Origin of the sequence: Methylobacterium sp. W2 (assembly GCF_020662345.1) — a bacterium.
Lineage (GTDB): Bacteria > Pseudomonadota > Alphaproteobacteria > Rhizobiales > Beijerinckiaceae > Methylobacterium.
On the sequence record NZ_VMOA01000022.1, the window covers coordinates 46238 to 64506 of the forward strand.

An 18269-nucleotide genomic window follows, 5' to 3' on the forward strand; every position below is an offset into this window, starting at 1 on the left:
TCATCGCGGCGGGTGCGGTGTCAACGCCCCGCTCCGCGAGGTGCGGGACAGGCCGTGCTCGGTCTTGTTCCAGCGGTCGGGCGCGAGGATCAGTTCGATCACTCCGCGCCAGGCGGCGAGGCTGACGAGCAGGAAGTAGGCCGGCAGCAGCGGCACGAACGGGACGAGGTCGTGCCAGCCCCGGCGCCGGCAGCCGATATAGGCCGGCAGCAGCATCGCCACGAAGCCGGAGACGAGCACCGTGATCGCCGTGCCCGTGGGCAGGTTCGCCCAGAAATCGCTCCCTGCCTCGATCCGGCCCGGCCAGAGGGAGACCACGGCCGGCAGCATCAGGAACGGATAGGCCAGAGCCGAGGCCACAGTGCCGGGGATGAGGGCCAGCGCACACAGGCTCGCCAGGGGGCCGAGTTCGCGGAAGGTCGCCAGGGGGGTGCGGCCATGGGTGAGACTGGTCTGGAGGAAGCCCTTCATCCAGCGGGTGCGCTGGTTGAGCCAAGGCCCGTAGCGGGCCGGCGCCTCCTCGATCGTGCTGCTCGGAAGGTCGCCGACATCATAGCCGGCCCGGGCCAGCCGCAGGCCGAGATCGGCATCCTCGGTGACATTCCACGCATCCCAGCCGTAGACGGCGCGCAGGATGTGGGTGCGAAAATGGGTGGAGGTCCCCCCCAGCGGTGTCGGCAGCCGCCATGCGGCCAGCGCCGGGCCAAGCACGTCGAACAGGGCGGTGTATTCGAGGGCGAAGCACCGGGTCAGCCAGGAATCGCGGGCGTTGTCGATGACGAGGCGGCCCTGCAGGCAGGCAACGCGCGGGGAGGCGCGGGCGAAGGCCTCGGCCGCCGCCCGCAACTGGCCGGGATCGGGCACATCCTCCGCGTCGTAGACGACGAGGCAGCGTCCCCGCGCCAAGGGCAGGGCGGCGTTGAGGGCGCGCGGCTTGGTCTTCGGCAGCCCCGGCGGCACCACGACGACCTCCACATGCGCCGGCAGGGTGAGACGCGCGAGCGCCCCCGCCGTGGCGGCATCGTCGGCTTCCGTGAGGAGCTTGATGTCGAGCTTCGCCACCGGGTAATCGAACCGCGTGAGCGCCCCCAGCAGGCGCGGCACCACCGCCGCCTCCCGGTAGAGGGCGACGAACACCGTGTAGACCGGCAGGTCGCCGTCCGGCATCCTTTGCCCGGCCGTGTTCTCCGGCGCGATCCCGCTGGTCGGGCCGATGGCGGCCACGCGAAAGGTGAGCAGGGCGAGAAATCCGACCTGCACCAGACCCCAGACCGCCGTGACGAGGAGCGCCGGCAGGCAGGCCAGGGCGACGAGGAACGCGCCGAAGATGAGGCCCGCCAGGGCGAGGAGCGGCGCCACGGGGGCGGCATTGTAGGCCCAGTCAGGCCTCCGCCTGAGGAGGTCGTCCGAGGCATGGGCCGCGATTCCCGCCGGGCGCTGGGCGAAGATCGCGTGGCGCAGGGCCGTCGGGGTGGTGATCGCCGGCATCAGTCCGGTGGGGCTGTGCCCCTGCAGCAATTCGACGACGGCGCGTCCCCGCGGCGCGTAGACGAAGGCGGCCCCAGTCCCCGGATCAAGGGGCGCAACACCCGCGACCAGACTGTCGGGAAACCGCGCCCCGGTGCCGAGGGGCAGGGTCTCGCCGAGATAGCGCGCGCCGAGGGTAAGGGCGAGGGCGCGGTAGAAGCGTTCCTCCTCCATCAGCCCGGACTGGATCAGGGCGGTGGCGGCATCGGTGCCGCTCGCCCGCGCCAGTGCGGCGGCCTTCGCCAGCAGCATCGGGGAGGCGGCGTGGCTCAGGAGAAACGCGATCTCGGGCGGCAATGCCACCGTTTCGCCGCGCAGGCTCCTGAAACCGAGGATCGACACCGGAACCGGCTCCCCGAGGCCCGGGAACGTGATAGGGGAGAGCCGTGAGCCAGACGATTCCCGCGCACAACCAATGCGCCACAGATACAACCAAACCGTCAAGCCGCCCCACGTGGTGCGCTGCCGCTTTGCTGATGTTGGCGCTGCTCTCGGCTTGGCCGGCGGCAGCGCAAGACACGACAGCGCAGGATACGGCCTCGCGGGACACGGCCTCTCCGGGGGTGACGATCCCGAATTTCTGGAATCCGCGCAGCCGCCTCGAACGGATCGAGGCTCCGCAAACGGCGCGCGCTGTCCGCTTCCTCACCGACGACGAATTTCCGCCCCTGCATTTCGCCGGCCCGGACGGCGCACCCACCGGCTTCGTGGTGGAACTCGTCCGGGCGGTCTGCGAACGCCTATCGCTCAACTGCACGATCCAGGCGCGCCGGTTCGATACGCTGCTCGATGCCCTGGCCGACCGGCAGGGCGACGTGGTCGCGGCCGCGATTCCGCTCACCCCGACCCTGCGCAGCCGCTTTCTCGCCACCCGTCCGTATTTCCGCTGGCCGGCGCGCTTCGCGGCCCGCACGGACAAGGGCCTGCCCGCCCCCTCGGCCAAGGCGCTGGCCGGCAAGTCCGTCGGCATCGTCACTGGCAGCGCGCACGCGGCCTATCTGAAGGCGTTCTTCGCCCAGGCCGAAGCGCGCGACTTCACAGACCTCGCCACCGCCGAAGGGGCGCTCCGGCGCGGCGATGTGGATTACGTCTTCGCCGACGGGCTCAACCTCGCCTTGTGGATCGGCGGCATCGATTCCTCGAATTGCTGTGCGCTGGTGGGCAGCGACTACCTGGAGAACCGCTATTTCGGCGAAGGCATCGGCCTCGTTACCCGGCGCGAGGACACGGCCCTCTCGCGCGCCCTCGACGAAGCCCTTCAACGGCTCTGGGACGAGGGGAAATACGCCGAGCTGTACCTGCGGTTCTTCCCCGTCAGTCCGTTCTGACTCGCCGGCCCATCCCCATCGGGAAGTCGGGCTAGCCGCGGAGCTTCAGCATCCCGCCCGCCTCGTCCGCCAACCGCAGGGTCAAGTCCGCAGCCCCCATTTCTTGCGCCAGAGCCGCCGCCTGTCCCGACCAGAGCGGCGAGAAATCGCCCGAGCCTGCCGCTTCCGCGCGCTGGCGCAGGAGCTGGAGCGCGACGGCGGCGGAGGGAAAGGCCGGCGCGTCGGCGCTCACCGGGCCGAGTTCCGCCAGAACGCGGTTGACGAGACCTCGGGCGGGGCGACCCGTGAACACGTTGGTGAGCGCGGTCTCCTCGTCGCGGGCGGCCCGCAGGGCGGCGAGATGGACGGCGGAGATGCCGGCCTCCGGGCAGAGGAGGTAGGCGGTGCCGATCTGGACGGCGGACGCGCCGAGGGTGAGCGCCGCGGCGATCCCGCGCGCATCGGCGATGCCGCCCGCCGCGATCACCGGTACGCGCACCGCGTCCACCACCTGCGGCACCAGGGAGAAGGTGCCGACCTGGGACTCGAGCGCGTCCGTAAGGAACATGCCGCGATGGCCGCCGGCATCGGCCCCTTGCGCGATGATCGCGTCCACGCCGTGTGTCTCGAGCCAGCGGGCCTCGCGCACCGTCGTGGCAGAGGAGACGACGAGGCAGCCCGCCTCCCTGACGCGGCGGAGGAGAGCGGCGTCCGGGAGCCCGAAATGGAAGCTGACCACCGCCGGGCGCAGATCCTCCACGACGGCGCACATCGCCTCGTCGAAGGGCGCGCGGTTGGCCATGGCCACCGGCGCCGCCGGGTCGAGGCCGAGCTCACGGTAATAGGGCGTCAACCGCTCCAGCCATGCGGCTTCGCGGGCCGGATCGGGGGCGGCCGGCGCGTGGCAGAAGAAATTGAGATTGTACGGACGATCCGTGCCCCGGCGGATCACGGCCACCTCGCCGCGCACCTGTTCGGCGTTGAGCGCGGCGCAACCCAGCGACCCGAGGGCGCCGGTGGCGGACACGGCCGCCGCGAGCCCGGCCCGAGGCCCGACCATCGGCGCCTGGACGATGGGGTGATCCAGACCGACGAGATCGAGAAAGCGTCTGTCGGGCCACATGATGCGGTTTCCTTGCGGTCAGGAGCCACCTGTCTACACCATCGCACCAGGACGACGTCCACCCGCTCGGCAACCGGATCCGATCGCGACGACGCCCGGAGAGGCGAGGGACAGGCCGGAATTCGCGGCCCGATCGATCGTCGGGTCACATGCGATACTGGTCCATATATTGCTGGTCCTTCGCCGAGGTTTCATGGGCGCCGATGGTGTGGCTGACCTCGGGGCGATCAATGGCGGCTCAGTCATATCCGGCTCATCGTGCGTCGTCGTCCGGACCACCTCCGGCTCTCGACGCGACCTACCGCCGTATTACATGGCGCCTTCTGCCGTTCCTCATGGCGCTCTGGATCCTGTCCTGGATCGACCGGGTCAATATCGGCTTCGCCAAGCTGCAGATGCTGTCCGATCTCACATTCAGCGAGACCGTCTACGGCATCGGCGCGGGCATCTTCTTCATCGGCTACTTCCTGTGCGAGGTGCCGAGCAACCTGCTGCTGGAGTACATCGGCGCCCGCAAGACCATCGCGCGAATCACCTTTCTATGGGGCGTCTGCTGCGTGGCGATGATGTTCGTCACCACGCCGGCCTTCTTCTACGTCCTGCGCTTCCTCCTCGGCGTGTTCGAGGCCGGCTTCTATCCGGGCGTGATCCTGTACCTCACCTACTGGTACCCGAGCGAGCGGCGGGCGAAGGTGTTCGGGCTCTTCATGTCGGCCTCGGCGATTGCCGGGGTGATCGGCGGGCCGCTGGCCGGGGCGATCCTCACCGGCATGGACGGGGTGAACGGCTGGGCCGGCTGGCAATGGGTGTTCCTGCTGGAGGGCATCCCCTCGATCCTCGCGGGATTCGTCACGCTCCTCTACCTCACCGACCGCCCCGCCAAAGCCAACTGGCTGACGCCGGAACAGCGGGCACTGATCGAGGCCGACCTCGCCCGCGACGCCGAAGCCTTGGGTCCACGGGAACACCGCATCCTCGCCTCGCTGAAGGATGTCCGGGTCTGGCAGTGCATCGCGATCTTCTTCTGCATCATCATGGCGAACTCGGCCCTGACGTTCTTCGGGCCGAGCGTGGTGCGCGATGCCGGCTTCACCGATCCGCTCACCGTCGGCTGGATCATGTCGGCAGCGTATCTGTGCGGCGGCATCGGGATGATCCTCAACGGGCGCCATTCCGACCGGACCGGCGAGGCGCGCCTGCATTGCGGCGTACCGGCGACGATCGGGGCGCTGGCCATCGCCCTCGTCGGGTTCCTGGTCCCGACGAGCCCGGTTCTGGCGATGCTGGCGCTCGCCGTGGCGATCGTCGGCACCATGAGCGCGATCCCCGTCTTCTGGCAGATTCCCGGCCGGTTCCTGGCGGGCTCCGCCGCCGCAGCCGGCATCGCCCTGATCAACTCGGTGGCCAACCTCGCAGGTTTCGGAGCCCCGGCGGTCATGGGTTATTTGCGCGAGCATACCGGCTCGGCCTCGGCCGGCCTGTGGCTGGTCGCGGCCTTCGAGCTCGCGACGATCGTCCTGATCCTCGCCTTCGTCCCGCCCGCCACCCCGGCGCTGGAGCGCCGGGCCGCCGCCCGCGCCGCCCATGAGCCGGCCTGAACCCGCTCCCGGTCGCGCCGGGACCGGCCCTCTGCAGGAGACACAGTTGAACCACCCCCCTGAGCGACCCGTCCTCACGCGCCGCAGCCTCGTTGGAGCCGGCCTCGCCGGGATCGGTCTCGGCGGCACGGTCGCCGCCACCGGCACCGTACTGGCCCAGGGCGCGCCCGCCCCGTCTTCGGCTCCGGCGCAGCCGGGAGCCCTGACCACCGGCCCGACGATGCAATCGGGCCTCGGTCCGCGCCTCACCATGCACGCCATCGACAATTTCCACGGCACGCCGGGCGCGGGCATGGTCTGCGACCTCTCCGTCCTCGACGGAGACGCCTACCGGCCGCTCAAGACCATCACCACGGGGGCCAACGGCCGCTCGCCCGAGCCGCTCCTCATCGACGACGCCCTGAAGACCGGGCGCTACGAGTTGCTGATGCATTTTGAGGAATACTTCGCCCGGATCGGCGTGGCGCTGCCGAACCCGAACTTCCTCGGCCTCGTGCCGATCCACTTCCATATCCGCGACGCGAGCCAGCGCTACCACCTGCCGATCCTGTTCACGCCCTGGGGCTACTCGTATTATCGCGGCAGCTGAAAACCCCGACCCTCCGCAACCGCTCCGTCACGACACGATCCGAGAGACCCGATGGCCGGCATCACGACACATATCCTCGACTCGGAGCGCGGGCGCCCCGCGCCCGGCGTGCGCATCGACTTCTCGGTGATGGAGGAGGGGCGCTGGCGCCTCGTGAAGAGCGTCGTCACCAATGCAGACGGGCGCACCGACGCGCCGATCCTGCCGGCGGCCGAGGCGAAGATCGGCCAGTACCAGCTCGAATTCTTCATCGACGGCTACCTGAAGAGCCGGCCGGGCGTGAGCGAGGCGGATATCTTCGTGGACAACCCGGTGGTGCGGTTCGCGGTGTTCGACGCCAAGCAGCACTACCATGTGCCGATGCTGTGCACGCCCGGCAATTGCACCACCTATCGCGGGAGCTGAGCCCTTGCCGGATCTGGCCGCCATCCATCGTCTCGAGCGGGACGCCTTCGTCGCCCTGCTCGGCGGGGTGTTCGAACATGCGACCTGGGTCGCCGAGGCGGTGGCCCCTGCGCGACCCTTCGCCAGTGTCGCCGACCTGCACGCCGCGATGATGGACGCGGTGCGCCATGCGCCCAAGGCGCGGCGCCTCGCCTTCCTCAACGGGCACCCGGAACTCGCCGGCCCCGAGGCCCGGGCGCGGGCAATGACCGCGGAGTCCGCAAGCGAGCAGGGCAGCGCCGGCCTCGACCACCTGCCGCCCGAGGATCTAGCGGCCTTCGACCGCCTGAACGCCGCCTACCGGGAGAGGTTCGGTTTCCCCTTCATCATCGCCGTGCGCAGCCGCAGCCGGGCCGAGATCCTCGCGGTGTTCGAGGCCCGGCTCCGACGGGGACGGGCCGAGGAGGAGGCGACCGCCCTCGACGAGATCGGCGCGATCACGCGGATGCGCCTGGACATGCTGATCTCCGGGACGGGCGACTGAGAACGCCCGGGGTTTGCAGCGGAGGAACCCGGTACCGCGTGTGCGGACCGGATCAGATGATGAAGTTTCCTTCGCCGAGCGACGAGGCGGCGACATCGTGCAGGATGATGCGATGCTCGATGCCGGTGTATTTCGCGAAGGTGACGAGGGTGTCGTCACCGCCGTGGACCGACGTGATGACGACGTCATCGAAATTCGTCGTCAGCGGCACCACGTTCAGCTTGTCCCTGCCGAGCTCGAAATCGTGGATCTCGGTGCGGCCCTTGTCCGACCGGAAGATGAACTGGTCCTTGCCCACACCGCCGAGGACGGTGTTGTCGCCGCTCCAGGCGTCGATCCGGTCGCCGCCGCTTCCCGCCCTGATGCGATCATCCCCGGCGGTGCCGATGATCTTGCCGTGATCGCCCGCGACGCTCTGTGAGATGATCGACGTTCCGAGCGTGACATCCCTCATATCGATGGACCCGTCGCTGCGGACGGCCACCTTCTCGATGGCCGAGAAGGTCTCGTCGCTGAAGTGGATCGTTTCGAGGTAAGGGTTCACCTCGACGATCAGGACGTCCCGTCCCGCGCCGCCATCGACCTCGACGGGGGTGGCCGAGACGATCAGGCGGTCGTTGCCGTTGTTGCCATAGAGCCTGTCGGCGCCGCCGTTCCCGTCGAGGGTGTTGTCCTTGCCGTCGCCCGCGAGCCGGTCGCCGTCGTGGCTGCCCGTCACATTGGCGATGTCGTAGAGCATGTCCTCGTTCGCATCGCCGCCGCTGACCTGATAAGTGCGGAAGAGATTGATCGTGACCCCGGACGCGGAATGCTCGTAGCTCGCGGTGTCGATCCCGCCGCCGCCGCGGATGGCGTCCGCGCCCGCGCCGCCTTCGATAAGATCGTCGCCGCCGCCGCCATTGATGCTGTCATCCCCGGCGCCACCGTCGAGGGCATCGTCGCCACCGCCGCCGCCGATGACGTCCTCCCCCGCGCCACCCTCGATGCGGTTGGCGCGGCCGTCTCCCGTGAGCACATCGCCGAAGCGTGTGCCGCGTATATTCGCGATGCTCGACAGGGTGTCCTCGTCTCCGGTGGGAGCGGTGTAGGCGCGCGAATCCTCCAGATACACCTCGATGCTGTACCGGGCGTGCTCGTAGCTGACGGTATCGGAACCGGCGCCGCCCTTGATGACGTTGTCGCCCTCGCCGCCCTCGAACACGTCGTTGCCGCCGCCGCCGCTGAGGATGTCGTCGCCGCTTCCGCCCCGGAGCACATCTCCGAAGGTCCCGCCGGTCAGGCTCAACGATGCCGTGTTGTCGGACATGTCCAGGAAGACCGCGTAGCGGTCGCTCGTCAGGGCGGCGTAGCCACCCGGGACGGGTCGGGCGGCATCGGTGAAGGTCGAACCACCATCGTCGATGGCGCCGGTATCGTTCAGGATGAAGCGGCCCTGGCCGTCGGGACCGAAGGCGTGGCTGCTGGCCGGTCCGGCATAGGAGGCGAGGGGGTTGCGCTCCAGGCGGATGGCCTTGGCGGACTCGTAGTCGTCGTCGAGGGTGAAGGAAACGGATGCCATCGGGGTCGCCTTTCCGCTGGATACGCCGGGATCGGGCCGCGGCATGGTTCCCGCCCGTCTCGCTCGTCGCCAAGGTCGGGAATGCCCGCTTGCATAAGGCGCCGAGCATTAAAGCCTAGTTTCAGGCGACCTTGGCCCCAGCCTCGCCGGCGACTCGCGTTGCCCCTCCGCGTTGACCCTCCCCGGCACGCTCCCTAGGGTGCCGGGCCGCATCCGGCCGGTTCCGGCCGTCCCGTGTCTTCTCGCAGAACTGACGCCAATTCCATGTCCGCCCCGCCCGTCTCGTCGCCGCTCGTCCTCGATCCCGCCCTGGTGGAGGCCGCCGCCCATGCGGCCGCCTGGCCCTTCGAGGAGGCGCGCAAGCTCGTGGCAAGGCTGGAGCGCAAACCCAAGAGCGAGGTGCTGTTCGAGACCGGCTACGGGCCGTCGGGATTGCCGCATATCGGCACGTTCGGCGAGGTGGCGCGCACCTCCATGGTACGCCACGCCTTCCGCGTGCTCACTAACGACAGCGTGCCGACCCGCCTCATCGCCTTCTCGGACGACATGGACGGCCTGCGCAAGGTGCCGGACAACGTGCCGAACAAGCAGATCCTGATCCCAGCGCTGAACCAGCCGCTCACCCGCGTGCCCGATCCGTTCGGCACGCACGAGAGCTTCGGCGCGCACAACAATGCCGAGCTGCGCCGCTTTCTCGATGCCTTCGGCTTCGACTACGAGTTCCGCTCGGCCACCGAATGCTACAAGGCCGGCCTGTTCGATACGGCCCTCCTCACAGTGCTGGAGCGCTACGAGGCGGTGATGGCGATCATGCTGCCCTCGCTCCGGGCCGAGCGTTCGGCGAGCTACTCGCCGTTCCTGCCGCTGCACCCGGAGACCGGGGAGGTGATGCAGGTGGCCATCGACGAGGTGCGGGTCTCCGCCGGCACCCTGGTCTGGCGCGACCCGAAGACCGGCACCGCCTACGAGACCCCGGTCACCGGCGGCCACGCCAAGCTGCAATGGAAGCCCGACTGGGCGATGCGCTGGGTGGCGCTGGGCGTCGATTACGAGATGGCCGGCAAGGACCTGATCGATTCGGTGAAGCTGTCGGGCGAGATCGCCCGCGCCCTCGGCGGCGAGCCGCCGGAAGGGTTCAACTACGAACTCTTCCTCGACAAGGAGGGCAAGAAGATCTCGAAGTCGAAGGGCAACGGCCTGTCCATCGACGATTGGCTCGTCTACGGCACCGCCGACAGTCTCGCCCTGTTCATGTACAACAAGCCGCGCGAGGCCAAGCGTCTGTTCGTGGAGATGATCCCGCGCCAGGTCGACGATTACCTCAACTTCCTCGAGAAGTTCCCCGGCCAGGAACCGGCGCAGCAGCTCGGCAACCCGGTCTGGCACCTGCATGCGGGCCATCCACCGGCGGCCGAAGCCGTTGGCAAGGGCGGCTCGTTGAACTTCGCCATGCTGCTCAACCTCGCGGCGGTGGCCAATACCGAGGACCCGGCGGTGCTGTGGGGCTTCATCCGCCGCTACGACCCGGAGATCGGGCCGCAGACCCATCCGGTCCTCGACAAGCTGGTGGGCCACGCGCTCGCCTATTTCCGCGATCTCGTGCGCCCGGCCAAGACCTACCGCGCGGCGACGGAGGAGGAGAGGGCGGCCCTCGCCGACCTGTCTCAGACGCTGGATGCCCAGAAGGGCTCCACCGATCCGGAGGGGCTGCAGGCCGTGGTCTACGAGGTCGGGCGGCGACACTTCCCCGACCTATCCGGCAAGGCCAAGAGCCCCGACGGACGGCCCGGCGTGTCGCAGGCCTGGTTCACGACGATCTACAACGTGCTGTTCGGCGAAGCGCGCGGACCGCGCTTCGGCTCGTTCATCGCGCTCTACGGCGTGGCGGAAACGCAGGCACTGATCGAGAAGGCATTGTCCGGCGCGTTCGTGCCGGCCTCGTCCGAGACAGCCTCTCTCGCGTGACCCTCGATCTCACCGATCATCCGCTGTCCGGATGATCGGTGAGGTGAGGACCGGAATCCCGGCTGGCATGCAGGATCGCGACAATCTCCACCGTCCCGGCATCATAGCGGAAGAAGATCACGTAGTTTTCGCAAGGAAAGCTGCGTAGGTCGCTCTGTAATTCAGGACGTGCCCGACCGTGCCGTCTCGGGAGCGTCGCCAATAGATGGCATTGACGGCGAAGCCGCGCGACGAACCCCTACGCGGTGGCGAGGCTGCCACTCATTTCGGTGACGTGAACGAGGATATCAACGAGGTTGGTTCGCGCGAAGCGGAGGAACCGAACCTTGCTCACTCCCCGTAACCCAGGGCCTTGAGTTCCACGCTCTTTGCCGCGAGCGCGGCATCGATCTCGTCCTCACTCGCGTGACCGCCCGCCTCGACGGCGTCGCTCAAGGTCCGGCGGAGGGCCTGGAGTTTGGCTTCGCGCTCTTCGACGAGGCGAAGGCCTTCGCGAACCACCTCACTCGCCGAGGCATAGCGGCCATCCTGCACGATGCGGGAGATGAACCCCTCGCACCGGTCGCCAACCGATACGTTCATGCCGTCCTCGCCCCCAAAAGGATGCAAGGAATACCATAAACGGTGCATTTTTTGATATGGGAGCGGTTTGAGAAGGGGCCGACATCAGGCGATCCCACCGGCCCGTCTCCACCGGCAGGCAGCCGTCGTCCTATTCCGTCCGTCCGAGCTGCCGCAGGCTCAGCGCCCAGACCCGTTCTTGAAGCGCCTGATCGCAACCGTGGCGAGAGGTCGGGACGGGGCGGCATTTCGAGAAGTACAGACCGCTGACACCGTCCACCTCCGGCGAGGTCGCCAGATGCAGGGAGGTCGCCGCACCATCGGCGGGGTTGCTGAGGAAGGGCCGGATCAGCGACCAACTGACGCCGAACCACCCCCCGGTGCCACCGGCGAACCCGCTGGCGATCACGCCGGGATGGAGGGAGTTGGCGGTGACACCGGTGCCGGCGAGGCGCCGGGCGAGGGCGGCGGTGAACAGCACGTTGCCGAGCTTGGCCTGAGAATAGGCCTTCACGGCGCCGTAACGGCGCGCCCTGTCGATGTCCTCGACGTCGATCCGGCCGCGCTTATGCGCCATCGAGGCAACGTTGACGATGCGGGCGGGCGCGCTCGCCTTTATCAGGTCGAGGAGTTCCAGGGTCAGCTGCATGTAGGCGAGATGGTCGAGCGCCCAGGTCCGCTCCAGACCATCTACTGTCACGTGCCGGGCATCGAAGATGGCTCCGGCATTGTTCACGAGCACGTCGAGGCGCTGGTACAGCGCGCGCACCTCGGCGGCGAGACGCCGGATCTCCGCCTGCGAGGAGAGATCGGCGAGGAACACGTCGATGACGGCTCCGGGAACGGCGTTGCGGATGCGGGACGCCGTCGCGTCGGTGCGGCCGGCATCCCGCCCGACGATCCCGACACGGGCCCCCGCCCGTGCCAAGCCCAGGGCCGTCTCGTAGCCGATGCCCGAGGTGGCGCCGGTCACGAGACAGATCTTGCCGGGGATGGGTACGGCGTTCGCCAAGGACGTCACGGACTCCCCCCGACCCGGTCCCCGCTCAGAAGACCGCCTGGCCGACCGCCAGGGCGAGCACGACGATCACGATGGCGATCACCAGGAACACCCCGAACAGGATACGCGACAAGGAACGCGCGCCAGAAGCGATGCCGGTGAAGCCGAGGCCGCCCGCCAGGAGCGAGATGACGAAACAGATGAGGGCCCATTTGAGAAGGGTCATACGCGCAAAACTCCAGCGTGCGGAACGACCGATAACCCTCCTGCCGGGTCAAGCGTTCCGCTCAAGCTTGCGCGGCGACGCGGTGACGGGCGCGGCACCGGATTCGGCCTTCTCCAGGATGATCCCGGCCAGGGCGTGGTAGAGCCCTTCGCGGCAGATCAGCTTGGACACCGCGTCGGCGATGAGGGCGGTGACCATCAGCGGGATCATCATCGCGTGGTCCTGGGTCATCTCGGTGACGATGACGAAGGCGGTGATCGGCGCCTGCAGCGCGCCGGTGAGGTAGGCGGTCATGCCGATGAGCACCAGGGCGCCGAGGGGCACCTCCGCGAACAGGCCGTGCAGCCAGACACCCATGCCCGCCCCGACGCTGAGGGAGGGGGCGAACAGGCCGCCGGGAATGCCGCTGATGGAAGAGAACACCGTCGCCAGGAATTTCAGCGGGGCGTAGGCCGGATGCCCGGTATCGGTACCGTGGAGCATGGCGCGGGCCTCCTCGTAGCCGGTGCCGTAGACCGTGCCGCCGGAGGCGAGGCCGCAGAGGGCGACACCGAGCCCGCAGAGGGCACCGAACACGATGGGGCGGCGGCGGATGGCGGTACCCATCCGCCCCGGCAGGCCCCTGGCGAAGAGGATGGTGACGCGGCCGAACACGCCGCCGGCAATGCCCCCGAGGACGCCGAGGATCGCCACCGCCAGCCAACCCGGCCCGAAGGGCAGGACGGCCTTGGTGGTGCCGAAATAGGTGTAGTCGCCCTGGATCGCCAGCGCGGTCAGCCCGGCCGCGATCACGGTGGCGATGATGAGGCCGCTGGTGCGCGCCTCGTAGGTCCGACTCAGTTCCTCGATGCCGAAGACGATACCGGCGATGGGCGTGTTGAAGGCGGCGGCGACGCCCGCCGCCCCGCCGGCGAGGATGACGCCCGGCAGGCGTTCCGCGTCGAGCCGGCCGAAGGCGGCCATGATCGCGGCGCCCACCTGGACGGTCGGCCCCTCGCGCCCGGTGGAGGCGCCGCAGGCCAGACCGAAGGTCATCGCCAGGATCTTGCCCAGAGCCGTCCTGAGGGAGACCAGGGCATCGCGCACGGCCGCGTCGGCCGTGTGGCGCGCCGCGATCACCTGGGGGATGCCGGACCCCTGCGAGTTCGGGAAGACCCGGATCGACAGGAACACCGCGATGGCGAACCCGATGGGCGTCACCGCCAGGGCGACGAAAGGCGAGGGTGCCGTCACAGAGCGGAACACGTCCTGAGCGAGGTCGGCGAGCTTGGCCATCGCCACGGCGGCGAGCCCGACGCAGAATCCGCCGATGATAAATAGCAATCGCTGGCGCCACAGCGGCGCGGCATCGGAGGCCGCACCGCGCAAACGCGCCCAGCGCGTCCGCGACAGAGGGGAGGCGGGAGCAGGTTCAAGCATGGCCACCGGCCTGCGCGGAGTTCGAACTCACGGTGCTGCGCTCGATCGATCGTCGGGTGGGCTGGAAGTTCGCGAACCGACCCCGTCATTCCGGGCTCTGCTGCGCAGTGCCGGAATGACGGGGAGGATCACGAGAGGGCAGGGCGCTTGTGCCGATACGAACTCAAAGCCCGAGGACACTCCCTAAGCAAGGTCCGCGACGCAAGGCGCATACCGCCCCTCAGCTCTTCTTGCGCGGTGTCTTCCCCGCCTTCTCCTCGGCGTGGCAGAGTTCGCCGACGGTCTTGAGATAGGCCTTGGCATCGAACTTCCGGAGCGAGTTCTCGCTTTGGTAGCGCACCGTGCCAAAGATCGGACGGCGTGCCCAGGGGCGGTCGTGCAGGCCGTAGACCCAGGCGACGTTGGTGAAGGAGTTCGCGTCGCGCCCGTCGAGGAAGTAGCGGTTGTTCAGGCGCAGGGTGCGCTTGAACCCTTCCTCCGCGCTCGGGGACCATTCGAGGATCTTCTTGCCCCAGTACATGCGCAGGTGGTTGTGCATGTAGCCGGTCACCCGCATCTCGGCCTGGGCGGCGTTCCAGTATTCGTCGTGGGTCCTGCCCTCGGCGAGCTCGGCCTCGCTGTAGAGGTGCGGGCGCTCGTCGTCGGCGTGTTCGGCCAGGGCCTTGCGCGCCCAGTCCGGCACCGCGTGTTCGAAACTGTCGTAGCGCTCGGTGTAGTGGACATGGTTCATGGCGAGTTCCCGCCGCACCACCAGTTCCTCGAGATAGGAGGCCCTGTCCTCCGACGCGCCCGCCTTCGATGCCCGTACCGCCAGGGCGATCTCCACCGGCGAGATCTGCCCGAAATGCAGGTAGGGGCTCATATGCGAGGCGGCCCCCGCTTCGGGCCGGTTGCGGTCGCTGCCATAGGAGCGGAACGGCCCGTCGAGATAGGCCTTCAGGCGCCGGCGTGCCTCCGTCTCGCCGCCCTTGAAGCGCGTCACGGGGGCGACCTCGCGGTCGAGGCTCATTCCCGCCAGCACCGCCTCCGGGTCCGAGACGTCGATCTCGCTCTTCGGCAACCCGCGCCCGGCCTTGTGTTTCACCGTGCGGGGTTTGAGCTCCTCCACATACTCGTCGAGCAGCTTCTGAACCTTGGGACGCAGGGTGCGGGCGGCGTATTCGTGCTTGGGGGAGGCGGCCTCCACCGGCACCACCACGTCCCCCTCCACCTGGACGACGCGGGTCTTCACCGCCTCCACGATCTCCCCGTACCAGCGCTTCTGGATGGCGAGGTAGCCCCGGTCGAGGACGAGGAGTGCTGCCTTGGCCGAAAGGTCGATGGCGATCTCGGCCGGTGACGCCTTGCGCATCACGAAATGGATGCCGCGCGCCTCCAGCCCCGCCTTCGCGTCGGCGAGCCCCTGCAGCAGAAAGGCGTAGTGGCGCGCATTGGCCTCGGGAAACCCGTTCGCGCCATCGAGCAGGCCGAAACAGGCGACGACGGGGAGACCGAGCCGGTTGGCCTCCTCGATGGCGAGTTCCAGGGCCGGGTTGAAATGGGCCCGGTTGGCCTGCTGCAGCAGATAGAGGACGTAGGAGCCGCCCGCATCCGGTTCGAGGTCGTTCAGCTCTCGAACCCGCTTCGCCTGTATCGCCATCGTGTGAGACCGCCCCGTCACCATCGAAGTTTATGCCCCCACCAGGGGGAAATCAGGAATTATCAATCTCATAAGCAGGCCGTCACGGAGAGGGCTGCACTAGAATTCGCGACCGCACGGGCAATGCAGATGGGACGTCTCGTCTCACGGTCATTGCCTCCGGCAGCGCCGGCGCGCGGAAAGACTGCACTGATCTTGCGTCGCGACATTTTCGACACAGAAGGATGACGAAGTGTGGCGTCACACGAAAACGCATGGCGCCGTTGCACGAACGACCTTGCAATTCCGTGCGGGACGCTCAGATTGTGCATTGCGGGAACGCGATGGCGTCGCGGTCCTGCTGCCCTTCTTGGGCGTTTCCTCCCTAGACTTCGGGCCGCTCTTCGGAGCGGCCTTTTTTCTGGCCGGAGCCACGCAGTGCTCATGAGCCACGCGGCGCTCATCCGCGGGCGCGCGCCCGGATCATGAAATTGTCGTAGGTGTATTCCGCCACCTGGAACCAGAGGTATTCCTCGTTCCGGAAGGTCTTCAGCGCCTCGTAGATGCGCTTGAAATCGGCGTTCTTGGCCGAGATCTCGGCATAGACGTCGTTGGAATGCTTCAGGGCCGTCTCCATGACGTCCTGGGGGAAGGGCCGGAGCTGCGCGCCGGCGGCCACCAGGCGGCGCAGGGCACGCGGGTTGCGGGCATCGTATTTCGCCAGGACCTCGGCATGGGCCTGCGCGGCGGCAGCCTGCAGAATCGCGCGATAGGCCTTCGGCAGGGCTTTCCACGCCTCGGCGCCGATCCAGAAATGTAGCATCGCGCTGCCCTCCCAGAAGCCGGGGTAATGGTAGGTGGGCGCCACCTTCTGCAAGCCGAGCTTCTCGTCGTCGTAGGGGCCGATCCACTCGGCCGCGTCGAGGGCCTTCGATTCGAGGCCGGCATAGATCTCCGGCCCAGGCGTTCCCTGCGGTACGGCGCCGAACTTCGCCAGGACCTGGCCGCCGAGACCGCCGATGCGGATCTTCATGCCCTGGAGGTCGGCGGCGGTCTTCACTTCGCGGCGGAACCAGCCGCCCATCTGCGCCCCGGTATTGCCGCCGGGGAGACTCACGAGCCCATGCTTGGCGAAGACCTCGGCGAACAGGTCGGCGGCGCCCCCCTGGAGCCACCACGCATTCTGGCCGCGGGCGTTGAGGCCGAAGGGCAGGGCGGAAGCGAGAGCAAAGGTCGGGTCCTTCCCCGCGCCGAGGGTGGCCGGCGCATGCCCCATCTCGACCGTCCCGGCCGATACGGCATCGATCACGCCCTCGGCGGGCACCGGCTCGCCTGGCGGAAGCACCTGAATCTGGAATCGGCCATCCGTCGCCTCGGCCACGAGGCGGGACAGGGTCTCGGGCGCTCCGAACAGGATATCGAGGGATTTCGAATAGTGGGAGGCCAGCCGCCAACGGGTCTCGGGCATCGTCTCGGCCCGGGCCGCCCCCATCGACAGGGCGGCGGCACCGCCCAATCCGGCGGCGAGCAGGCTGCGGCGCGCAGGGTGTGAGGCCATGACAACTCGCTTCACGAAATCGCTTCCCCCGGCTCTCGGTCCGTTCACGAACGGGGCAGGAGACAAATCGATCCGATATTCCTTCCCGTACGCCCTCGCTTCCGCCTCACCGGCCGAACTTTGTCACGGAGGGGGTGCGTAGGTGAAGGTCCCGTCCTTCCAGACATAGAGCACGTAGCCCTGGGCGGTGACGTCGCCCTTGCCGTCGAAGCCGACCGAACCGAGGACGAGGTCGAAGCGCTCCGCATGGAGAGCGGAGGCGATGCGCCTCGCATCCGTGCTGCGGGCGAAGTTGCCCGCTTCCACCAAGGCCTGGAGGGCGGCGTAGCCGTAGATCGTCGAGCCTTCCACGTCGCCGCCCTCGGCCTTCAGCACCTGGACGGCGGCGGCCGCCTCGGGCTTGCGGCGCGGATCGAGATAGAAGGTCATCAGCACGCCGTTGCTGGCCGGTCCCGCCGCGGTGGCGAAATCCTGCGTGGCGATGGCGGAGGTGCCGAACCATTGCGGCCGGAAGCCCCGCTCCGCCGAGATCCGCACGAGGCGGCCCATCTCCTGGGCGTCGCCGCCATAATAGGCCACGGCGATGCCCGCGTCCTTCAGGCGGTCGGCGAGGGCCGCGTCGTCCGCGTCGCTGGCGACGAAGGCCGTGGCCAGGGCCTCGTTGATGCCGATCCGGTTGAGATTGTCCTTCGTGGCGGCGGCCAGCGCCCGTGAGCCGGGACTCTGGTCGTTCAGGATGGCGATCTTCTTGTCGCGGAAGCGCTCGGCCAGCACGGTGGCGGAGAGCTTGGCCTGATCGTCGTCGCGCCCGCAGACCCGGAAGACGTTCGGCAGGCCGCGATCGGTGAGCTTCGCGGCGACGGACGCGGCGGTGATCATGGTCATGCCGTTGGCGGCATAGACTTCCGAGGCGGCGAGCGAGGCGTTGGAGCAGACATGGCCGACGACGAGGCGCACGTCGCTCAGAGCGTAGTGCCTGGCCACCGCCACGGCCTTGTTGGAATCGCAGGCATCGTCCTGCACGTCGAGCCGGATGGTCTGGCCGGCGAGGCCGCCCTTGGCGTTGGCGTCCCGCACCGCGGCCCGGACGCCGCGAAGGACCTGCTCGCCGACGGCGACATAGGCGCCCGATTGCGGCACCGCCACGCCGACCGTGACATCGGCTCGGGCGGAGGAAACGACGGAGAAGACGATCAGGAGCCCGGAAGCGACCATGCTCGGTGCGCCGATCGCCCGCCCCGGCAGGGCCCTACGAACGACCCCGCTCGCCGGCCCGAAGAAGCGGGCCACCC

Annotated in this window: 16 protein-coding genes and 1 pseudogene; 6 read left to right on the forward strand and 11 right to left on the reverse strand. The window is 68.6% G+C overall.

What is annotated here, in order from left to right; translation table 11 throughout:
* The gene (locus FPV16_RS13840; RefSeq protein WP_227438989.1) at nucleotides 1–1869 is read right to left on the reverse strand and encodes a glycosyltransferase family 2 protein; all 1869 of its coding nucleotides are present in this window, start codon (nucleotides 1867–1869) and stop codon (nucleotides 1–3) included.
* Between the two features lie 134 nt (nucleotides 1870–2003).
* Between FPV16_RS13840 and FPV16_RS13845 the strand changes: the two genes are divergently transcribed.
* Complete coding sequence (locus FPV16_RS13845; RefSeq protein ID WP_227438990.1) at nucleotides 2004–2855, forward strand: transporter substrate-binding domain-containing protein; 852 nt, start codon at nucleotides 2004–2006, stop codon at nucleotides 2853–2855.
* Between the two features lie 31 nt (nucleotides 2856–2886).
* On the opposite strand, the gene FPV16_RS13850 is transcribed toward FPV16_RS13845, so the two are convergent.
* Nucleotides 2887–3957 carry an NAD(P)H-dependent flavin oxidoreductase gene (locus tag FPV16_RS13850; RefSeq protein WP_227438991.1) on the reverse strand — a complete coding sequence of 357 codons (1071 nt, stop codon included), beginning with the start codon at nucleotides 3955–3957 and terminating at the stop codon, nucleotides 2887–2889.
* A 335-nt stretch (nucleotides 3958–4292) separates the two neighbouring features.
* On the opposite strand from FPV16_RS13850, the gene FPV16_RS13855 reads away from it, so the two are divergent.
* The 4 genes from FPV16_RS13855 to uraD are packed head-to-tail and all read left to right on the forward strand — an operon-like array spanning nucleotide 4293 to nucleotide 7072.
* On the forward strand, nucleotides 4293–5555 hold the full coding sequence (locus tag FPV16_RS13855; protein ID WP_227438992.1) for an MFS transporter: 1263 nt from the start codon (nucleotides 4293–4295) through the stop codon (nucleotides 5553–5555).
* A gap of 46 nt (nucleotides 5556–5601) precedes the next feature.
* The gene (gene uraH, locus FPV16_RS13860; protein WP_227438993.1) at nucleotides 5602–6144 is read left to right on the forward strand and encodes a hydroxyisourate hydrolase; all 543 of its coding nucleotides are present in this window, start codon (nucleotides 5602–5604) and stop codon (nucleotides 6142–6144) included.
* Between the two features lie 51 nt (nucleotides 6145–6195).
* Nucleotides 6196–6549 carry a hydroxyisourate hydrolase gene (gene uraH / locus FPV16_RS13865; protein ID WP_027173093.1) on the forward strand — a complete coding sequence of 118 codons (354 nt, stop codon included), beginning with the start codon at nucleotides 6196–6198 and terminating at the stop codon, nucleotides 6547–6549.
* A 4-nt stretch (nucleotides 6550–6553) separates the two neighbouring features.
* Entirely contained in the window at nucleotides 6554–7072 is a 519-nt protein-coding gene (gene uraD / locus FPV16_RS13870) for a 2-oxo-4-hydroxy-4-carboxy-5-ureidoimidazoline decarboxylase (protein WP_227438994.1), read from the forward strand.
* A 52-nt stretch (nucleotides 7073–7124) separates the two neighbouring features.
* Here the strand turns inward: uraD and FPV16_RS13875 are convergent, their stop codons facing one another.
* Nucleotides 7125–8630: a calcium-binding protein gene (locus FPV16_RS13875; RefSeq protein WP_227438995.1), complete on the reverse strand. Its 1506-nt coding sequence runs from the start codon at nucleotides 8628–8630 to the stop codon at nucleotides 7125–7127.
* 264 nt (nucleotides 8631–8894) lie between these two features.
* Between FPV16_RS13875 and FPV16_RS13880 the strand changes: the two genes are divergently transcribed.
* The gene (locus FPV16_RS13880; protein WP_227438996.1) at nucleotides 8895–10595 is read left to right on the forward strand and encodes a lysine--tRNA ligase; all 1701 of its coding nucleotides are present in this window, start codon (nucleotides 8895–8897) and stop codon (nucleotides 10593–10595) included.
* A 16-nt stretch (nucleotides 10596–10611) separates the two neighbouring features.
* Here FPV16_RS13880 and FPV16_RS13885 read toward each other — a convergent pair.
* From FPV16_RS13885 to FPV16_RS13920, 8 genes and pseudogenes are all read right to left on the reverse strand, one after another.
* Nucleotides 10612–10818 (reverse strand): annotated as a pseudogene (locus tag FPV16_RS13885) (type II toxin-antitoxin system RelE/ParE family toxin); the annotation flags it as partial.
* Between the two features lie 107 nt (nucleotides 10819–10925).
* Complete coding sequence (locus FPV16_RS13890; RefSeq protein ID WP_227438998.1) at nucleotides 10926–11177, reverse strand: type II toxin-antitoxin system ParD family antitoxin; 252 nt, start codon at nucleotides 11175–11177, stop codon at nucleotides 10926–10928.
* Between the two features lie 130 nt (nucleotides 11178–11307).
* Nucleotides 11308–12168, reverse strand: coding sequence for an SDR family oxidoreductase (locus FPV16_RS13895; protein ID WP_227438999.1), 861 nt, complete (start codon nucleotides 12166–12168; stop codon nucleotides 11308–11310).
* 34 nt (nucleotides 12169–12202) lie between these two features.
* Nucleotides 12203–12382, reverse strand: coding sequence for a DUF1328 domain-containing protein (locus FPV16_RS13900; RefSeq protein ID WP_018044058.1), 180 nt, complete (start codon nucleotides 12380–12382; stop codon nucleotides 12203–12205).
* A gap of 48 nt (nucleotides 12383–12430) precedes the next feature.
* The gene (locus FPV16_RS13905) at nucleotides 12431–13801 is read right to left on the reverse strand and encodes a chloride channel protein (RefSeq protein WP_227439000.1); all 1371 of its coding nucleotides are present in this window, start codon (nucleotides 13799–13801) and stop codon (nucleotides 12431–12433) included.
* A 220-nt stretch (nucleotides 13802–14021) separates the two neighbouring features.
* A complete protein-coding gene (locus FPV16_RS13910) occupies nucleotides 14022–15440 on the reverse strand; it encodes a deoxyribodipyrimidine photo-lyase (RefSeq protein WP_227439001.1) in 1419 nt (472 codons plus the stop codon).
* A gap of 439 nt (nucleotides 15441–15879) precedes the next feature.
* A complete protein-coding gene (locus FPV16_RS13915; protein ID WP_227439002.1) occupies nucleotides 15880–16977 on the reverse strand; it encodes a TRAP transporter substrate-binding protein in 1098 nt (365 codons plus the stop codon).
* Between the two features lie 123 nt (nucleotides 16978–17100).
* Complete coding sequence (locus FPV16_RS13920) at nucleotides 17101–18192, reverse strand: branched-chain amino acid ABC transporter substrate-binding protein (RefSeq protein ID WP_227439023.1); 1092 nt, start codon at nucleotides 18190–18192, stop codon at nucleotides 17101–17103.
* Nucleotides 18193–18269: the final 77 nt, after the last annotated feature.